The sequence below is a fragment of the Rhodococcus sp. NPDC055112 genome (assembly GCF_053607505.1).
Map to the genome: position 1 here is coordinate 65,704 of NZ_JBSGTR010000017.1, position 14,907 is coordinate 80,610.

Annotated in this window: 14 protein-coding genes and 1 pseudogene; 10 read left to right on the forward strand and 5 right to left on the reverse strand. The window is 69.6% G+C overall.

The window, feature by feature from the left end:
• The first annotated feature begins 35 nt into the window (after positions 1-35).
• The 4 genes from ACWFRB_RS11105 to ACWFRB_RS11120 all read left to right on the forward strand — a co-directional run bounded on the left by ACWFRB_RS11105 (position 36) and on the right by ACWFRB_RS11120 (position 6,016).
• Positions 36-2,261 (forward strand): hypothetical protein, encoded by a 2,226-nt coding sequence (locus ACWFRB_RS11105; RefSeq protein ID WP_452640967.1) that lies wholly within the window; start codon positions 36-38, stop codon positions 2,259-2,261.
• A 24-nt stretch (positions 2,262-2,285) separates the two neighbouring features.
• Entirely contained in the window at positions 2,286-3,944 is a 1,659-nt protein-coding gene (locus ACWFRB_RS11110) for an ArnT family glycosyltransferase (protein ID WP_452640969.1), read from the forward strand.
• Between the two features lie 130 nt (positions 3,945-4,074).
• On the forward strand, positions 4,075-5,082 hold the full coding sequence (locus tag ACWFRB_RS11115) for a glycosyltransferase (RefSeq protein WP_452640988.1): 1,008 nt from the start codon (positions 4,075-4,077) through the stop codon (positions 5,080-5,082).
• 1 nt (position 5,083) lies between these two features.
• Positions 5,084-6,016, forward strand: coding sequence for an NAD-dependent epimerase/dehydratase family protein (locus tag ACWFRB_RS11120; RefSeq protein WP_452640970.1), 933 nt, complete (start codon positions 5,084-5,086; stop codon positions 6,014-6,016).
• 5 nt (positions 6,017-6,021) lie between these two features.
• Here the strand turns inward: ACWFRB_RS11120 and rfbB are convergent, their stop codons facing one another.
• Positions 6,022-7,047, reverse strand: coding sequence for a dTDP-glucose 4,6-dehydratase (gene rfbB, locus ACWFRB_RS11125; protein ID WP_452640971.1), 1,026 nt, complete (start codon positions 7,045-7,047; stop codon positions 6,022-6,024).
• 61 nt (positions 7,048-7,108) lie between these two features.
• Here rfbB and rfbA point away from each other — a divergent pair, with 61 nt between their 5' ends.
• From rfbA to ACWFRB_RS11145, 4 genes are read left to right on the forward strand one after another with little or no spacing between them, the layout of a single operon-like run.
• Positions 7,109-7,984 carry a glucose-1-phosphate thymidylyltransferase RfbA gene (gene rfbA, locus ACWFRB_RS11130; protein ID WP_452640972.1) on the forward strand — a complete coding sequence of 292 codons (876 nt, stop codon included), beginning with the start codon at positions 7,109-7,111 and terminating at the stop codon, positions 7,982-7,984.
• Between the two features lie 3 nt (positions 7,985-7,987).
• Positions 7,988-8,593, forward strand: a complete 606-nt coding sequence (locus ACWFRB_RS11135) for a dTDP-4-dehydrorhamnose 3,5-epimerase family protein (protein WP_452640973.1) — start codon at positions 7,988-7,990, stop codon at positions 8,591-8,593.
• A 40-nt stretch (positions 8,594-8,633) separates the two neighbouring features.
• On the forward strand, positions 8,634-9,128 hold the full coding sequence (locus tag ACWFRB_RS11140; RefSeq protein WP_452640975.1) for a GtrA family protein: 495 nt from the start codon (positions 8,634-8,636) through the stop codon (positions 9,126-9,128).
• Positions 9,125-9,955, forward strand: coding sequence for a glycosyltransferase family 2 protein (locus ACWFRB_RS11145; RefSeq protein ID WP_452640976.1), 831 nt, complete (start codon positions 9,125-9,127; stop codon positions 9,953-9,955). Before ACWFRB_RS11140 ends, ACWFRB_RS11145 begins: the two co-directional genes overlap by 4 nt.
• A gap of 12 nt (positions 9,956-9,967) precedes the next feature.
• On the opposite strand, the gene ACWFRB_RS11150 is transcribed toward ACWFRB_RS11145, so the two are convergent.
• Both ACWFRB_RS11150 and ACWFRB_RS11155 read right to left on the reverse strand, forming a co-directional pair.
• The gene (locus tag ACWFRB_RS11150; RefSeq protein WP_452640977.1) at positions 9,968-10,507 is read right to left on the reverse strand and encodes a pentapeptide repeat-containing protein; all 540 of its coding nucleotides are present in this window, start codon (positions 10,505-10,507) and stop codon (positions 9,968-9,970) included.
• Positions 10,508-10,755: 248 nt separating this feature from the next.
• Positions 10,756-11,910, reverse strand: coding sequence for an RNA-guided endonuclease InsQ/TnpB family protein (locus tag ACWFRB_RS11155; RefSeq protein ID WP_452640979.1), 1,155 nt, complete (start codon positions 11,908-11,910; stop codon positions 10,756-10,758).
• Between the two features lie 88 nt (positions 11,911-11,998).
• Between ACWFRB_RS11155 and ACWFRB_RS11160 the strand changes: the two genes are divergently transcribed.
• Complete coding sequence (locus ACWFRB_RS11160) at positions 11,999-13,168, forward strand: S1C family serine protease (RefSeq protein ID WP_452640981.1); 1,170 nt, start codon at positions 11,999-12,001, stop codon at positions 13,166-13,168.
• Between the two features lie 13 nt (positions 13,169-13,181).
• Here ACWFRB_RS11160 and ACWFRB_RS11165 read toward each other — a convergent pair whose 3' ends face one another.
• Positions 13,182-14,072: a hypothetical protein gene (locus ACWFRB_RS11165; RefSeq protein ID WP_452640982.1), complete on the reverse strand. Its 891-nt coding sequence runs from the start codon at positions 14,070-14,072 to the stop codon at positions 13,182-13,184.
• Positions 14,073-14,171: 99 nt separating this feature from the next.
• Complete coding sequence (locus tag ACWFRB_RS11170) at positions 14,172-14,639, reverse strand: GtrA family protein (protein WP_072753927.1); 468 nt, start codon at positions 14,637-14,639, stop codon at positions 14,172-14,174.
• Positions 14,640-14,758: 119 nt separating this feature from the next.
• Here ACWFRB_RS11170 and ACWFRB_RS11175 point away from each other — a divergent pair.
• Positions 14,759-14,907 (forward strand): annotated as a pseudogene (locus tag ACWFRB_RS11175) (superoxide dismutase); the annotation flags it as partial.

Here is a 14,907-nt window from a genome sequence, read left to right on the forward strand (position 1 = left end):
TCACTGGGCACCCGACCGCGCTATCTGGAGTTCTCGTGACACTCGAACCGCCCGTATCCACCCGGAGCACCCGATGGGCTTGGGGGGCCGTGGTCGCGGGCGTGATCTGCCTCGGGTTCCTCCTCATCCTCAGCGTGGATTCCCGGTACTTCTACGTCGACGACACCGAGTCGGGCGCGGTCGGCAACTGGATCCAGCTCGGTCACCTGATGCGCGAGGGTCAGTGGTTCCCGACGCTGGTCCTCGATCAGTGGATGGCAGGCAACTACCCGGTCGAGGGCCAGGGCGGCCTGTGGAATCCCGTGCAGATGGCGATCAACTACGCCGCCCCGTCGGTGGACAACCTCGCCCTGCTGGCGACTGCGGTCAAGCTCGGATTCTCGATCATCCTCGGCTGGGGCGTCTACCGGGTGGCGATGGAGTACGGCGCCCGCCCGGCCTGGGCCGCGGTCGCGGGCGCGGCCGCCCCGTTCGGGGGCTTCACCCTGTACTTCGAGGACCCGTCCTGGGTCACCTCGCTGATCGGCATGGCGTGGGTGGTGCAGGCCTGGGCCAGCGGGGTCAGGTACGCGCGCGGCCGGTCCGGGCCGCTGCCCCTGTTCGCGTTCCTCTATCTCGCGATCAGCGTCGGCTACGCGCACTCCGCGCTCATGGCGGGCGTGCTGATCGGCTGCCTGATGATCGGCGAATACCTGTACCAGCGACGTTGGCAACCCTCGCTGCTCCTCGGCGGCGTCGGCGTGGCAGCCGCGGCGTGTGGCGCCATCACCTTCCTGCCAGGGATGCTGTCCTCGTCGGTGACCTGGCGCACCGGCGAGGAGGGCGCACTCAACGACAACTTCCTCACCGCGCCCTGGTCGGAGACGCTCACCGCGAGCATCCCGTCGTCCGTGTCGAGCATCGAGTCCTGGACCGGGGAGACGACCACCGCGCCGATCACCTACATCGCCTGGTTCGCGATCCCGGCGCTCGCGTTCATCGCGTGGCGCAAGGCCCAGCCCGCGCTGCGGGAGTTCTCCGGAGCGATCCTGCTGCTGGCCTTCATCCTGCTGTTCACCGCGGGCCCGAGCGACATCGGGCAGATCCGGTGGCCTGCGCGGCTGCTCCCGTTCGTTGCCGTGATCTCGCTGGTGCTGCTGGCGGCGCTGCTCAGCCGCTACGGCACGACCCGTCCGCTGCGGCCCCGGCTGGTAGCGGCCGGGTCGCTGATCGTGGTGCTGGTGCTGCGCGCGAGCTCCTCCGGACCCCAGTACTTCGGGCGCCACGTCATGTGGGGCGCGCTGATCGCCGTCTTCGGCGCCCTGGCCCTGTACCTGGCCCGGCGGTGCGGTGACCGCGCGGTCGCCGCGCTGCTGATCGCAACCATCCTGCCGATCCTGGTCTACCAGGTGTCCACGTATCCGCAGGCCCTGAACAAGTGGTACCTGCCGACCACGCAGTCCGAGGCCAAGGAGGGCTTCCCCGACTTCGAGGGCACCACCCTTCAGCTCGGCAACCGCAACCTGATCCGGATCGATCCCGAATCCACGGAACTGCCCTGGCAGTCGCAGGTCTACGGCAACTACGCCAAGGACCTGGACCTGACCTACGTCAATGCGTACACACCGGTCGGGCATCGATGGTTCTCCGGGATGCTGTGCATGGAATTCGACGGGTCGACCTGCCCCGATGCGCTCGAGAACGTGCTCACGGTCGACCCCTACACCGGCAGGAGTTTCGCCGATCTGATGCTCGTCGATCGGATCGTGCTGCAGGACAAGCAGTATCCCGACGCCTCGGACAACCCGCCCCCGCCCGGTTGGACCTGGACGAGCGTCCCCGAGCCGGCCGCGAGCCAGGTCCACGTGCTCGAGCGGGTCGACGGTCCGGTGTCCACCCAGGCCGGGCGGGTGACCGCCGCGGTCGGGACCGAGGTCGTCCCCGAATCGGCGGAGGTGAACTCCGAGCGGCTCCGGGTCACCGCGCCCGACGGTGGCAGCGTGGTCTTCGCCCGTCTGGCCTGGCCGGGATACACGGCCACTTTGAACGGTGCCCCGCTGCAGACCAAGGGCCTGGGCGATATGTTCCTGATGGTGGACCTGCCGCCCGGCACCGACAACGCCGAGCTGGAGATCACGTTCCGGCCGCCGGGGCAGCGACTGGGATTCGCGGCCGCCGGGTTCGGGCTCACGCTGATCGTCATACTCACAGGGCTGTACTACCGCGGTCGTCGCACCTCCCGCGCCGACGCCCCGGTCGAAGCGAACACCAGCGGGGCGTGAGCGGGCGGACCGGAAAGGTTGTCGATGAGTCGAACACCGTCCCCCGACGTCGTGGCGACGCCGGGGAGCGACTCGCAACTCGCTGTTGACGGCGCGGCGTCGCCCCGGAGCCGGGTCGCCTTGGTGCTGCTCGCCTCGGCTGGACTGCTCGGGGTGCTGGTACCGCTGACCCTGTCGGCGGTGACCGGCGGCCTCTCCATTCCGCACAACGACGCGTGGTCGTACAGCCGGATCGCGCAGACGTTCGGGAGCACCGGGAGCATCGAACTGCTCGGCTGGAACCGTTCGGCGCTGTTCGGGCTGTTCATCGTGCTGGGGCCGCTCGCCCGCTGGCTGGTCGCCCAGCATCTCTTCGTGGCCTTGCTGGGTGTGGTCGCGCTCGCGGCGGTGTACGACCTGATCGCCCCGTCGGCGGGTCGGGTACGCGCCGCCCTCGCCGTGCTGATCGTCGCGATCTGGCCGGGATTCGGACTGCTGACCACCAGCTTCATGCTCGACGTGCCCGCGATGGCGGCGATCATGGTCTGCCTCGCCGTCGGGCGAAGGGCGTTGCGGAGCGGGTCGCTGGTGCTGCTCGCCGTGTCGATGGCCGTCGGATTCTGGGGTTTCACGATCCGGGAGCAGGCGCTCGCCGCACCGGCCGCGGTGTTGTCTGTCGCCGCGGTGACGGCGTGGCGCTCACGGCGGAGCCGTGACTGGATCGTCGTGGCGGGCGCCGGTGCGATGTTGCTCACCGCGGTCGTCGGGTTCGAGCTGTGGCGCCAGTCGTTCGGCGCGGGCGACCCACCGGTGCTGGCCGTGCCGGAGAGCCTGGCGAAGGTCGGCGGAAGCATCCTGGTCCAGGGCTATTTCGTCCTGGCACTGGGTGCGGCGCCCGCGGTGCTGCTGGTCGCGCGCCCGTGGCGTTGGGGCCGCGGCGCGCTCCTCGCCTCCGCCGTGACCGCGGGGGTCGCGGTGTGGACGGTGTCCCGCTACGGCACCAAGAACTTCTTCGTCGGCAACTACCTCGACCCCGCCGGGCCGTACTGGGCCGCGGGCCACGGCCGACCCGCCGCGATCTTCCCCACCGCCGCGTGGTGGCTCATCGTGGCGCTCGCGTGCGGTTCAGGGGTGCTGCTCGCCGGCGTGCTCGCACGACGACTCCGCCGGGTCGACCCGGTGCTCGGCACGTTCGGGGCGCTGATGGTGCTCGGCAATCTCGCGACCGCGCTGACCGGGCAGAACCTGTTCGACCGCTACTGGCTGCTGCTGTTGCCGCCGCTGCTGGCGGTCGTCCTGGCCGAACGGACCGTGCGCCCGTCGGCGCCGCCGCGGCACCCGACCTTCGCCCGGGTGGCCGAGCGGCTGCCCGCCGCGGCCGCGCTCGCCGGGTTGGCGATCGTCTCGCTGATGATCACCGCCGCCGGTCTCGCCTACGACTCCGCCCGCTGGAACGCGGCCGAACACCTGGTGGCGACGGGCGTCCCGGCCGTCGACGTCGACTCCGGGCTGGAATGGAACGGTTATCACTCGGCGGTCGGCATGTCGCCGCCCGGTTCGTGGGTCTTCCCCGGCAACCGCTCCTGCTACCTGGTGAGCGCCGTGCCGCGTCCGGGCCAGGACGCCGCGACGGTCTTGACCTATCGGCCCCTCCTCGTCGCGGGCACGGCCCGGTTGTGGGTCTACGGCGACGATTGCCCGTAGTCCGGACAACGGCAGGAGCCGTCACGCAGTGGTGGCGAACTCACGGCGTGGGCGGAGGCCGTGGTCGTCCCGAGTAAACTCCCAGCCCGTGACCTCCGATGACGCCCGACCCTCGCCGGCTCCGCACCGGATCTCGGTCGTGGTGCCGGTGTACCAGGGCGCCCAGACGCTCCGCGCGCTGATCGACGAGATCCTGCCGTGGACGACGACCCGACTCACCCCGGCGGGCCGGCCGATGCTCGTCGAGGAGGTCCTGCTCGTCTTCGACCACGGCCCCGACGACTCGGCCGAGGTCATCCGGCAGCTGGCGGCCGAACACGACTTCGTCAGGCCGATCTGGCTGAGCCGGAACTTCGGACAGCATCCCGCGACCCTGGCGGGCATGGCCTCGAGCGGGGGCGAGTGGATCGTCACCATGGACGAGGACGGTCAGCACGACCCCGCCGCCATCGGCGGCCTGCTCGACACCGCACTCGACGAGCAGGCCACCGTCGTCTACGCGAGACCGACGAACGCCGCGCCGCACGGGTTCCTGCGCAACGCCGCCTCCAGGGGCTCGAAGTGGCTCATCGCGCGCGCCCTCTCCGGCGACAACACCCGCAGCTTCCAGAGCTTCCGGCTCGTCCTCGGCGAGGTCGGCCGTTCGGTGGCCGCGTATGCGGGCTCCGAGGCCTACCTCGACGTCGCGCTCGGCTGGATCGCGGGCAACGTGACGACCAGCCCGGTGGAGCTGCGCGCCGAGCACGGCCGCCGCTCCGGCTACCACCTACGCAGCCTGCTCTCCCACTTCTGGCGCATGGTCCTCTCCAGCGGGACCAAGGGCCTGCGCATGGTCAGCTTCATCGGGGTGCTGTTCGCCGTGCTCGGCCTGGCGCTGGTGCTGTACGTGCTGGTGTCCTACCTGTTCTTCGATGTCCACAGCGAGGTTCGGGGCTGGGCCTCGACGATGGTGATCCTGCTGTTCGGCATGGGTGCGATCCTGTTCTCCCTCGGGGTGATCGCCGAGTATGTCGGGGTCAACGTGAAGACCGCGATGGGCAAGCCGCCCTACCTGATCGTCGGCGATCCGGCGGCCGGCCCGCTTGGACGCGTCGAGCCGGTGCCGCACGAACACCGAACCGACCCAGCGGGCGCCTGACTTGGACACCCCGACCTGGGTCGTAGGCGGCGGCGGACTGCTCGGCAGCGCCGTCACCCGCGAGCTCGGGCGGCGGGGACTGCGGGTCGAGACCAGCCGGGTCCCCTGGCACGACGGCGACCTCGCCAGGAAGGTGCTCTTCGCGGACGCACGCCGGGTGATCGACTCGGCCGGGGGTGGACCGTGGCGGCTCGTCTGGTGCGCCGGGATCGGCGTGAACGGCACCACCTCCGAGGAGTTCGCCGCGGAGAACGCCGTCGTGTCCGACGTGCTGGACGAGATCGCCCGGATCACCCGCGGCTCCCCGGGACCGGGTGTGATCCTGCACGCCTCCTCGGCGGGCGGGGTGTACGCGGGGTCGTCCGGTGCGCCCTTCACGGAGGACACCGACCCGGTACCGCTCGGCGACTACGGCCGCGCGAAACTGACGGCGGAGCGGCTGATGCACCGCTTCGGCGCCGACACGGGGTCGTCCGTCGTCGTGGGGCGGTTCGCCAACCTGTACGGACCCGGCCAGAACCTGACCAAGCCGCAGGGACTCATCTCGCACCTGTGCCGCGGCTACCTGATGTCGGCACCGATCTCGATCTACGTGCCGATGGACACGATGCGCGACTACCTGTTCGTGACGGATGCGGCCGCGATGGTCGCCGACGCCCTCGACCTCGCGCAGTCCCGGCCCGGCGAGCGGGTCACCAAGATCTTCGCCTCGGGCCAGAGCACCACCATCGGCGCCCTGCTCGGCGCCTGTCGGACGGTGTTCCGCCGCAAGCCCACCGTCGTGCTCGCATCGTCGCCGCTCGCGAGCGTCCAGTCCGTGGACCTGCGGTTGCGCTCGACCGTCTGGCCGGAACTGGATCGCCGGCCGTACCGGACCCTGCCCGCGGGCATCGCCGCCACGCTGGAGGCGACCCGGCGCTCACTCGGCCGGTAGTCGGGTCAGCTCGCCGGGTCGGTGGATCCCAGCACCGTCTCGCCCGCCGCGGCGTAGGCCCGTTCCGTGGCGTCCTTCTGCGGGCGCCACCACTGCTCGTTGTCGCGGTACCACTCGACGGTCGCGGCCAGTCCGGAGCGGAAGTCCCGGTATCGCGGTTGCCAGCCGAGCTCGGTGCGCAGCCGGGTGGCGTCGATGGCGTACCGCATGTCGTGGCCCGGCCGGTCGGTGACCGCGTCGAAATCGTCCGGATCCTTGCCGAGCAGCTCCAGGATGGTCCGCACGACGGTGCGGTTGTCGACCTCGCCGTCCGCGCCGATCAGGTAGGTCTCCCCCGGCGTGCCGCGCTCGATGATCGTCCACACGGCGCGGTTGTGATCCTCGACGTGAATCCAGTCACGGACATTGAGGCCCTGACCGTAGAGCTTCGGCCGGACACCGTCGAGGACGTTCGTGATCTGCCGCGGGATGAACTTCTCCACGTGCTGATACGGCCCGTAGTTGTTCGAGCAGTTCGAGATGGTCGCGGAGATGCCGAACGAGCGGGCCCATGCCCGCACCAGCAGGTCGCTCGATGCCTTCGTCGAGGAGTACGGGCTCGACGGGTTGTACGGGGTGGCCTCGGTGAACCGCGCCGGGTCGTCGAGTTCCAGGTCGCCGTACACCTCGTCGGTGGAGATGTGGTGGTAACGCACGCCGTGCTTGCGGATGGCCTCCAGCAGCGTGAAGGTGCCGATCACGTTGGTCCGCACGAACGGGGACGGATCATTGAGCGAGTTGTCGTTGTGCGACTCCGCCGCGAAGTGGACGACGAGATCCGTCCCGGCGATCAGCCGGTCGACCAGGTCGGCGTCGGCGATGTCGCCCTGGACGAAGTCGATCCGGTCCCGGACCGGCGCCAGCGATTCGACGTTGCCCGCGTAGGTCAGCGCGTCGAGGACGGTCACCTCCACATCGGGCCGCTCGTCGACGGTCTGCTGGACAAAATTGGCGCCGATGAATCCAGCACCGCCGGTCACGAGTAGCTTCACGGTCCGCACGATACCGGTGGCCGGAGTTTGCCAGGGAACCGAACACTGGAACACTGCCGCTATGCGCGGAATCATTCTGGCCGGTGGAACAGGGTCCCGGCTGCATCCGATCACGCTCGGGGTCAGCAAGCAGCTGGTGCCCGTGTTCGACAAGCCGATGATCTACTACCCGCTGTCGACGCTGATGCTGGCCGGCATCCGCGACATCCTGGTGATCACCACCCCCGAGGACGCCGAACAGTTCCAGCGGCTGCTCGGGGACGGATCCCGCTTCGGTGTCTCCCTGACCTATCAGGTGCAGGCCGAGCCCAACGGGCTGGCGCAGGCGTTCGTGCTCGGCGCCGAGCACATCGGTTCGGACTCCGCCGCGCTGGTGCTAGGCGACAACATCTTCTACGGACCCGGCCTCGGTACCCGGCTGACGCGGTTCGAGCAGATCGAGGGCGGCGCGGTGTTCGCGTACTGGGTCGCCGACCCGACCGCGTACGGCGTGATCGAGTTCGACGGCGGCGGTCGCGCGATCTCACTGGAGGAGAAGCCCCAGCGGCCGCGCTCCAACTATGCGGTGCCCGGGCTGTATTTCTACGACAACGACGTGGTGTCGATCGCTCGCGACCTGAAGCCCTCGGCACGCGGCGAGTACGAGATCACCGACGTCAACCGCGCCTATCTCGAGGCGGGTCGGCTGCAGGTCGAGGTGTTGCCGCGCGGCACGGCGTGGCTGGACACCGGCACCTTCGACTCGCTGCTCGACGCCTCGAACTACGTACGCACCATCGAGGAGCGGCAGGGCCTGAAGATCGGCGCGCCGGAGGAGGTGGCCTGGCGGCGGGGCTTCATCACCGACGACGAGCTGCGGGTGCGGGCCGAGGCCCTCGTCAAATCCGGTTACGGCAACTATCTGCTCGGTCTGCTCGACCGCGGCAAGGAATGGTGAGGAATGCAGTTTCGCGAACTGAAAGTGCCCGGCGCCTGGGAGTTCACCCCGCAGCAGTTCGGTGACGACCGCGGCGTGTTCCTGGAGTGGTTCCGGGACCCGACCTTCACCGAGGCCACCGGCCGCACCCTCGACCTGCAGCAGGCCAACTGCTCGGTCTCCGCGGCAGGCGTGCTTCGTGGCGTCCACTTCGCCGATGTGCCGCCCGGCCAGGCCAAGTACGTGACCTGCGTCCGCGGCGCGGTCCTCGACGTCGCGGTGGACCTGCGGGTCGGCTCGCCGACGTTCGGGGTGTGGGACGCGGTCCTGCTCGACGATGTCGACCGCCGCGCGGTGTTCCTGAGCGAGGGTCTCGGACACGCGTTCCTCTCACTCGAGGACGACTCCACCGTGGTTTACCTGTGCTCGACCGGGTATGCGCCCGGCCGCGAGCACGGCATCGATCCGCTCGATCCCGAGGTCGGCATCGACTGGCCGACCGCGGGCCGGGACGGCACCCCGTTCGAGTTCCGACTCTCCGACAAGGACGCGGCAGCGCCGTCGCTCGCCGCCGCGCTCGAGTCCGGTCTGCTGCCTCGGTTCGGCGCCGGTGCGCAGCCCCTCGGGTAGGGTGCACCGGGCAGCACAACCAGCGATGAAGGACCACCAGTTGACCGACCGAGGTCCCCACGACCCGAGTTCGGGCACCGCCGAGGCGACCCCGCCCGCGGGCATGTCGGGCGGCGCCGGACCGCTGATGCGGCTGGTGAAGAACCAGGGGCTGGCCTTCCTGCTGGTCGGTGGGTTCAACACGGCGCTCGGCACGGCCTGGTTCGTCGTCTGGCAGCTCGCCCTCGGCGACCAGTTCGGATACCACTTCGCCATCGTCGCGGGATACCTGTGCAACGTGCTGTGCGCGTTCGCGATGTACCGCTACCTGGTGTTCCGCGTGCGCGGGCACCTGCTGCGGGACCTGTGGCGGTTCGTCGTGGTCAACTTCGGCGCCTTCGCGATCAACATGGCCCTGATGACGCTGGCGGTGTCGGTGTTCGGGTTCCCGCCGATCCCCGCGCAGATCGCGATCACCGCGGTGACCGCGACCGCGAGCTTCTTCGGGTATCGAGATTTCTCGTTCAGTAGAAAGAAAAGGTCTGGTTCCGCATGACGCCTCGGGTCTCCGTCGTCGTTCCGGCGTACAACAACGCCGACTACATCGCCGAAACCATCGACTCGATCCTCGGACAGACCTTCGAGGACTTCGAGCTGATCGTCGCCGACCACTCGTCGAGCGACGGCACGCTCGCCGCCCTCGCCCCCTACGCCGACGACCCCCGCGTCACGATCCTGAACACCCCCGCGGGTGGCGGCGCCAAGGCCAACTGGAACCGCGTCAGCCAGGCCGCGAACGGCGACCTGCTCAAGCTGGTGTGCGGCGACGACACGATCTTCCCGACCTGCCTCGCCGAGCAGGTGGCCGCGTTCGACGAGCATCCGGAGACGGTGCTGGTCGCCTCGCAGCGCACCCTCGTCGACGCGGCGGGTAAGACCGTGCTCGCCGCCCGCGGACTGGCGGGCCTGTCCGGGCCGGTCAGCGGGCGGGTGGCCGCACGGCGGGCCGTGACCGCGGGAGCGAACATCTTCGGCGAGCCGGGCTGCGTGCTGATGCGGCGGGCCGTGCTCGAGAAGATCGGCTGGTGGGACGACGCCAACCCGTACCTGATCGACGAGGCCACCTACGTCGGTGTGGCCCTGCACGGCGACGTCGTGGCGATCCCCCGCCCGCTGGCGTCGTTCCGCATCAACGCCGGCCAGTGGAGCGTGCGGCTGGCACGCCAGCAGGCCTCCCAGGCGGCGGCCTTCCACGAGGCGCTGCGGGCGGCCGAGCCGGGACTGCTGTCCGCGATGGACGTGCGGATCGGCAACGCCAAGGCGCTGGGCACCTCGTTCATGCGCCGCGCCGTGTACATGGTGCTCAAGCGACGAATGGGCTGACCGGGCAGGCGCTCAGTTCCAGTTGATGCCCAGGGATCCGAAGCCGACCGATCCCAGCCCGGTGACGAGGATTCCCTCGGTCAGGATGCCGGTGTTCCCCGAGCCGGTGTTGAGCGAGCCGGTGTTCAGGGATCCCACGTTGCCGGATCCCGTGTTCCCGAAACCGACATTGCCCGAGCCCGTGTTCGCGAACCCGACGTTGCCCGAGCCGGTGTTCGCGGACCCCACGTTGTCGGAGCCGGTGTTGTAGGACCCGGTGTTGCTCGAGCCGGTGTTGTCGGGGCCGTTGTTGGACGATCCCGCGCTGCCGGAGTCGAAGGTGAGCCCGACACTGCCGAGCCCGGCGAAGCCGGTGTTCAGGCTGCCGACGGCGGGGTGGGTCAGCGAGTCCGCGAACTCTGCGAGGCCCGGCGGCGGCGCGGCGCCGGGCGCGGCGGGGCCGGTGGACGCGACGGCGATGCCAGCCGAGCCCGCAGTCACGAGCGCCGACGCGAGGGCGATGGTCGTCGCCCGCGCGAACCGGCGTGACCTCCCCTTCGATGTGACCTCCATGGAAGTGCCCCTCCCCGGTTCGCAACGAATGAACGTGCACGCGCCAGGGACGCTACCGCCGCAACCACGCCGAACTGCCGAAATCGGCACTTTTCGGCGAGTCCGGCAGTGAAGCGGGGCGCCAAACGCCCGACCGCGCAGTGGCCGCCCGCGTAATCTTGAACGACCGCACCACGCCGACCAGAGCCCCCTCCGGATGCCGGGTGTACTTAGCGCTTCTCCTGCCCCATAGATAGGAGATTTCAAGCTCAAACCGCAACCGAGCCACCCACGCAGAGGGGGTGATCCGATTGTCTGATGTCGTCAACACTTGTGTGGCCGCGTTCTGCCACAGCCAGGATCGTCCTGGCAGCGTTCCGATCCCGGCTGTCAGTGTGACCGCAATCGTGGCATCGGAAGGTTCGTTCGCCGAGCCCGAGTTGCTGCTTGGCTCTCGCGAAGCACCTCGAACACGTCATCGTCGTGTATGCAGGCTGCACCAGCACCACCTTCCGGCCAGCCCGCCTGCCACGAATGATCAGTTCCCGCTTCGCAGCCCCGATCGCCGCATCAGCGGCCTTGCGGGCCATCGTGGACTTCGCCAAGAACTTCGCGGTGAAGTCCTCGACCGCGATCAGCTCATGGCGATCGACCACCTGTTTCGCCCACACCCGCGAATCGTGTCGGGTTTGGCGGGCCGCCTTCTTTGTCAGTTTCGCCGCCTCCCGTTTCGCGCGGTCGTAGCCCCGCGATTGCTGACCGCGACGGCCACTGTGGCGGCGGGCCATCTTTCGTTGTGTCTTCGCCAGTGCGGCGGCGCACCGCTTCCGATACCCGAGATACGGGAGGTCGAAGGCGCTGTCGGTGGTGGTGGCCGTGGCGGCCACACCCCAGTCGATTCCGATCCCGCCCGCCGCTTCGGGCGCTGGCGGGATGTCGGAGCGGACGACGAACGAGGCGTACCAGTGCCCGAGCGAATCCCGGGTGATGCGGACACTGGTCGGCTCGGATGGCAACTCCCGCGACCAGACCACCGGCACACTGATCCCCTTCGGCAGGACCAGGCGGCCGTCGTGGATCCTGAACCCGCGGCGCGTGAACTCCAACGAGGGCAGTGTCTTTTTGCGCGGTTTGAATGTCGGCCGCCCGCGCCCCTTCACCGTGAACGAATATCCCAGGGCCTGCGCGTATGTGCGCAACGTCTGCTGCTGGGCGACCTGCGACCCCTCGCGCAGCCACACACTGCGACGCCGCGCCTGCGTGAGGAACTTCGAGAGCTTCCCGAACGTCGGCCTGTGTCCCGACTTCTGCTGGTGGACAGCCTCATTCCACAGGAACCGGCACCGATGCCACTCGCCGGTCAGCGCACGTTCCGCCTGCACGCCAGGGCGCAGCCGAAATGTGTACCGCACCGCCTCGTCCACACCCGCCAACCTAACCGCGACCACCGACAGACAGAGAGGACGGCGCTTCCTCCCCCGTGAACGAGGGAGTATCCGCGCCATACTTCCGATGACCAGGACCGAGCGCGACCGGACCACCCCGCAGCGTCGCCGTGCCCGCCGGACGCTGGCGATCCTGGCTGTCGCCGCGGCCGTCACCGCAGGCCTGCTCGCCGGCCAACGCCTGACCTCGGAGCCCCCCACCCAGCTTCCCGCCCCGGCACAATCAGGCGTCGTTGCCCCGGAAGTCGCCACCCCGCAGTCGATTCCGCCACCGGCAGCACCACAGCCGATCCTGCTCACCCCCGAACAGATCCACCAGCGGGTCGCGCCGACGACCGTGCACCTGATCTCGCGCATCGGCTGGCGCGAGACCGCGGGGACCGGGATCGTGCTCACCCCGGACGGCCTCGTCCTGACCAACCACCACGTGATCGACGGCGCCACCGACATCATGGCGGTGAATCAGGGCAACGGGGCGAGCTACGACGTCGAGGTGGCCGGGTACGACCGGACCCGCGACCTCGCGGTGCTGCGGCTCGCGGGCGCCACCGGACTGCCGACGCCCGCGCTCGGCCACTCCGCGGCGGTGCGGACCGGCGATCCGGTGACCGCCATCGGCAATGCCGAGGGCGCGGGCGTCCCCCAGGCCGCGGGCGGCATCGTCACCGCCCTGAACCGTTCCGTCACCGCGCGCGACTCGGCCGACGGCTCGACCAACAAGCTGTCCGGCCTGATCGAGGTGAACGCCGACATCCGGCCGGGCGACTCGGGCGGGCCGCTGGTCGACGGCACCGGCGCCGTCATCGGGGTCAGCACCGCGGGCACCGCCGTCTCGCACGACGAGGGTCCGACACCCGCACCGCCGCGCGAGATCAAGTCGTTCGCGGTCCCGATCGACGAGGCGATCACGGTCGTGGACCAGGTCCGCGAGGGCCGCGGCTCGGAGACCGTGCACATCGGGCCGACGGCCCTGCTCGGCATCAGCGTCAGCGACTCGGTCACACTCCCCGGCGCCCGGGTGGTCGCGGTCAGCTACGGCACGCCAGCCGAGGGGGCCGGGCTGGTGCGCGGCGACGTGATCACGACCTTCGACGGCAAGCCGATCCGGACCGCGGCCGAACTCACCGCGATGATGGTCGCCCGGCACCCGGGCGATCGCATCGAACTGGCATGGACCGACGCGAGCGGCGGGTCGCGGTCCGCGACGATCGTGCTGACGACCGGTCCGCCGCGGTGACCGGACCTTCGGCTCAGCCGGTGGCTTCCGAACCCGCGACGGGCGCCTCGCAACTCGCGCCACCCGGCTCGTGCGGCAGCGACTGCGTGCAGGTCGCTCCAGATTGCGCGGATACCCGATCGAGCCGATAGTGCAGCCGCATCGCCGCCCTTCGCCATATCCGCAGCACGTGGTCGGTGCGGAGGACGCCTTCACCGTCGACGTAGATGCGGAACTCCTCGCGGATCGGGGCCCGGGCCGCATAGTGGCGCCCCCGCTCGAGGACGGTGACGTACGCGCCGTCGGCACCGAACTCACCGGCGGGGGACTCGAGGAGCAGTGACCCGTCGGGGCCGTTCTGCGGGCGCAGGAACACCTGGACGTTGCCCTGCTCCAGCGGAAAGCTCACGTGGATGCTGGGTCGGTCGTGACCGGGCAGCACGGTACTGCGGTAGTACCCGCTGTACATGAAGTCGCCCGTACCGCGCAGCGTCCGCAACCAGGCCGAGCCGGCGTGGTTACCGTCGCGGTCAACCACTTTCGTGATCTCACTGTCCACGCCGTGCGCTACGGCGAGCGGATCCACCGGCAACGCGAGTTGCTGAACCCTCTTGCCGTACAGCCGGCCGATCATCGATCCACCCGGCGCGAACAACGGCGACCACTGGGTCCAGACCTCCATGCGCCATTGGCTGGTGTGCTCGTAGAAGTCCCGGATCGCCGGATCGAGCCGCCCCGGGTCGAACCCGGGTCCGGCAAGACACTCCATGTCCGGCAGCAGTCCGGCCTCGGCATCCTCGGCGATCAGCGCTCCACCGAGTCGCTCCGCCTCGGCCGGAAGCCAGTGGTCCCGGACGACTCCCGCCGCCGAGGTGGGTGCCATCAGCCACGCGTGGTCACCGCTCAGATCAACGGGGCGCCCCACCGCGCGCCACCACAACCGAGACGCCCTGTCCGCGATCGGCCACAACCGATTGTGTTCCACGGGGACAGCGTGTCACAGCGCGACCGCGCTACCGGGTCGCTAGTGGATCTTGAAGATGACCGCGCGCTGGACGACGAAATTGATCACCGTCGCGGTGCCCTGGGCGATGACGAAGGCCAGCGGGACCTTCCACCACTCGTCGGGGAACGCGTGGACCATCACCTGGTTGAGGCCGACCTGCACGGCGAAGGTCACCGCGTAGAGCGCGACGACCGCGATGAAGCGGGCGCGGCTCGGCTCGGCCTTGAAGGTCCAGCGCCTGTTGATCAGGTAGGCGGTGGTGGTGCCTGCGACGAAGCCGATCGACTTGGCCAACGCGTACGGCATACCGAGCGCCAAGCCGAGGACATAGAGCCCGAAGTCCACGATCGCGGACAGCCCACCGGTCGCGATGAAGCGCACCATCTGCGTCTTGAGGTCCACATCGGTGCCACCCGGCTCGTCGACGAGTGGCAGCTCGACGGGAAGCGGCAGGTGCGGCTCGGGGGCGCTGGCGGTTCCGGACACCGGTCGAGAGTAGGCGACGCCGCCACCGGTGCGCGCGCGTGACCTGTCGCACAACCCCTGGACCTCCAGCGCGGTTGAGGTTGCAGGATCGGTTCACGTCAACCGCAAAGGAGCATCTCGTGTCCGTCTACTCGCTGCCTGAACTGCCCTACGACTACGCCGCCCTCGAGCCACACATCTCCGGCAAGATCATGGAGCTGCACCACGACAAGCACCACGCCGCCTACGTCGCAGGCGCCAACGCCGCCCTCGACAAGCTCGCCGAACT

Excerpts from the sequence above, each read along its gene's own strand:
- ACWFRB_RS11150 (WP_452640977.1), bottom strand. The coding sequence starts at position 10,507 with ATGGAGGTCACATCGAAGGGGAGGTCACGCCGGTTCGCGCGGGCGACG.
- ACWFRB_RS11135 (WP_452640973.1), top strand. The coding sequence starts at position 7,988 with ATGCAGTTTCGCGAACTGAAAGTGCCCGGCGCCTGGGAGTTCACCCCG.
- ACWFRB_RS11145 (WP_452640976.1), top strand. The coding sequence starts at position 9,125 with ATGACGCCTCGGGTCTCCGTCGTCGTTCCGGCGTACAACAACGCCGAC.
- ACWFRB_RS11160 (WP_452640981.1), top strand. The coding sequence starts at position 11,999 with ATGACCAGGACCGAGCGCGACCGGACCACCCCGCAGCGTCGCCGTGCC.
- ACWFRB_RS11110 (WP_452640969.1), top strand. The coding sequence starts at position 2,286 with ATGAGTCGAACACCGTCCCCCGACGTCGTGGCGACGCCGGGGAGCGAC.
- rfbA (WP_452640972.1), top strand. The coding sequence starts at position 7,109 with ATGCGCGGAATCATTCTGGCCGGTGGAACAGGGTCCCGGCTGCATCCG.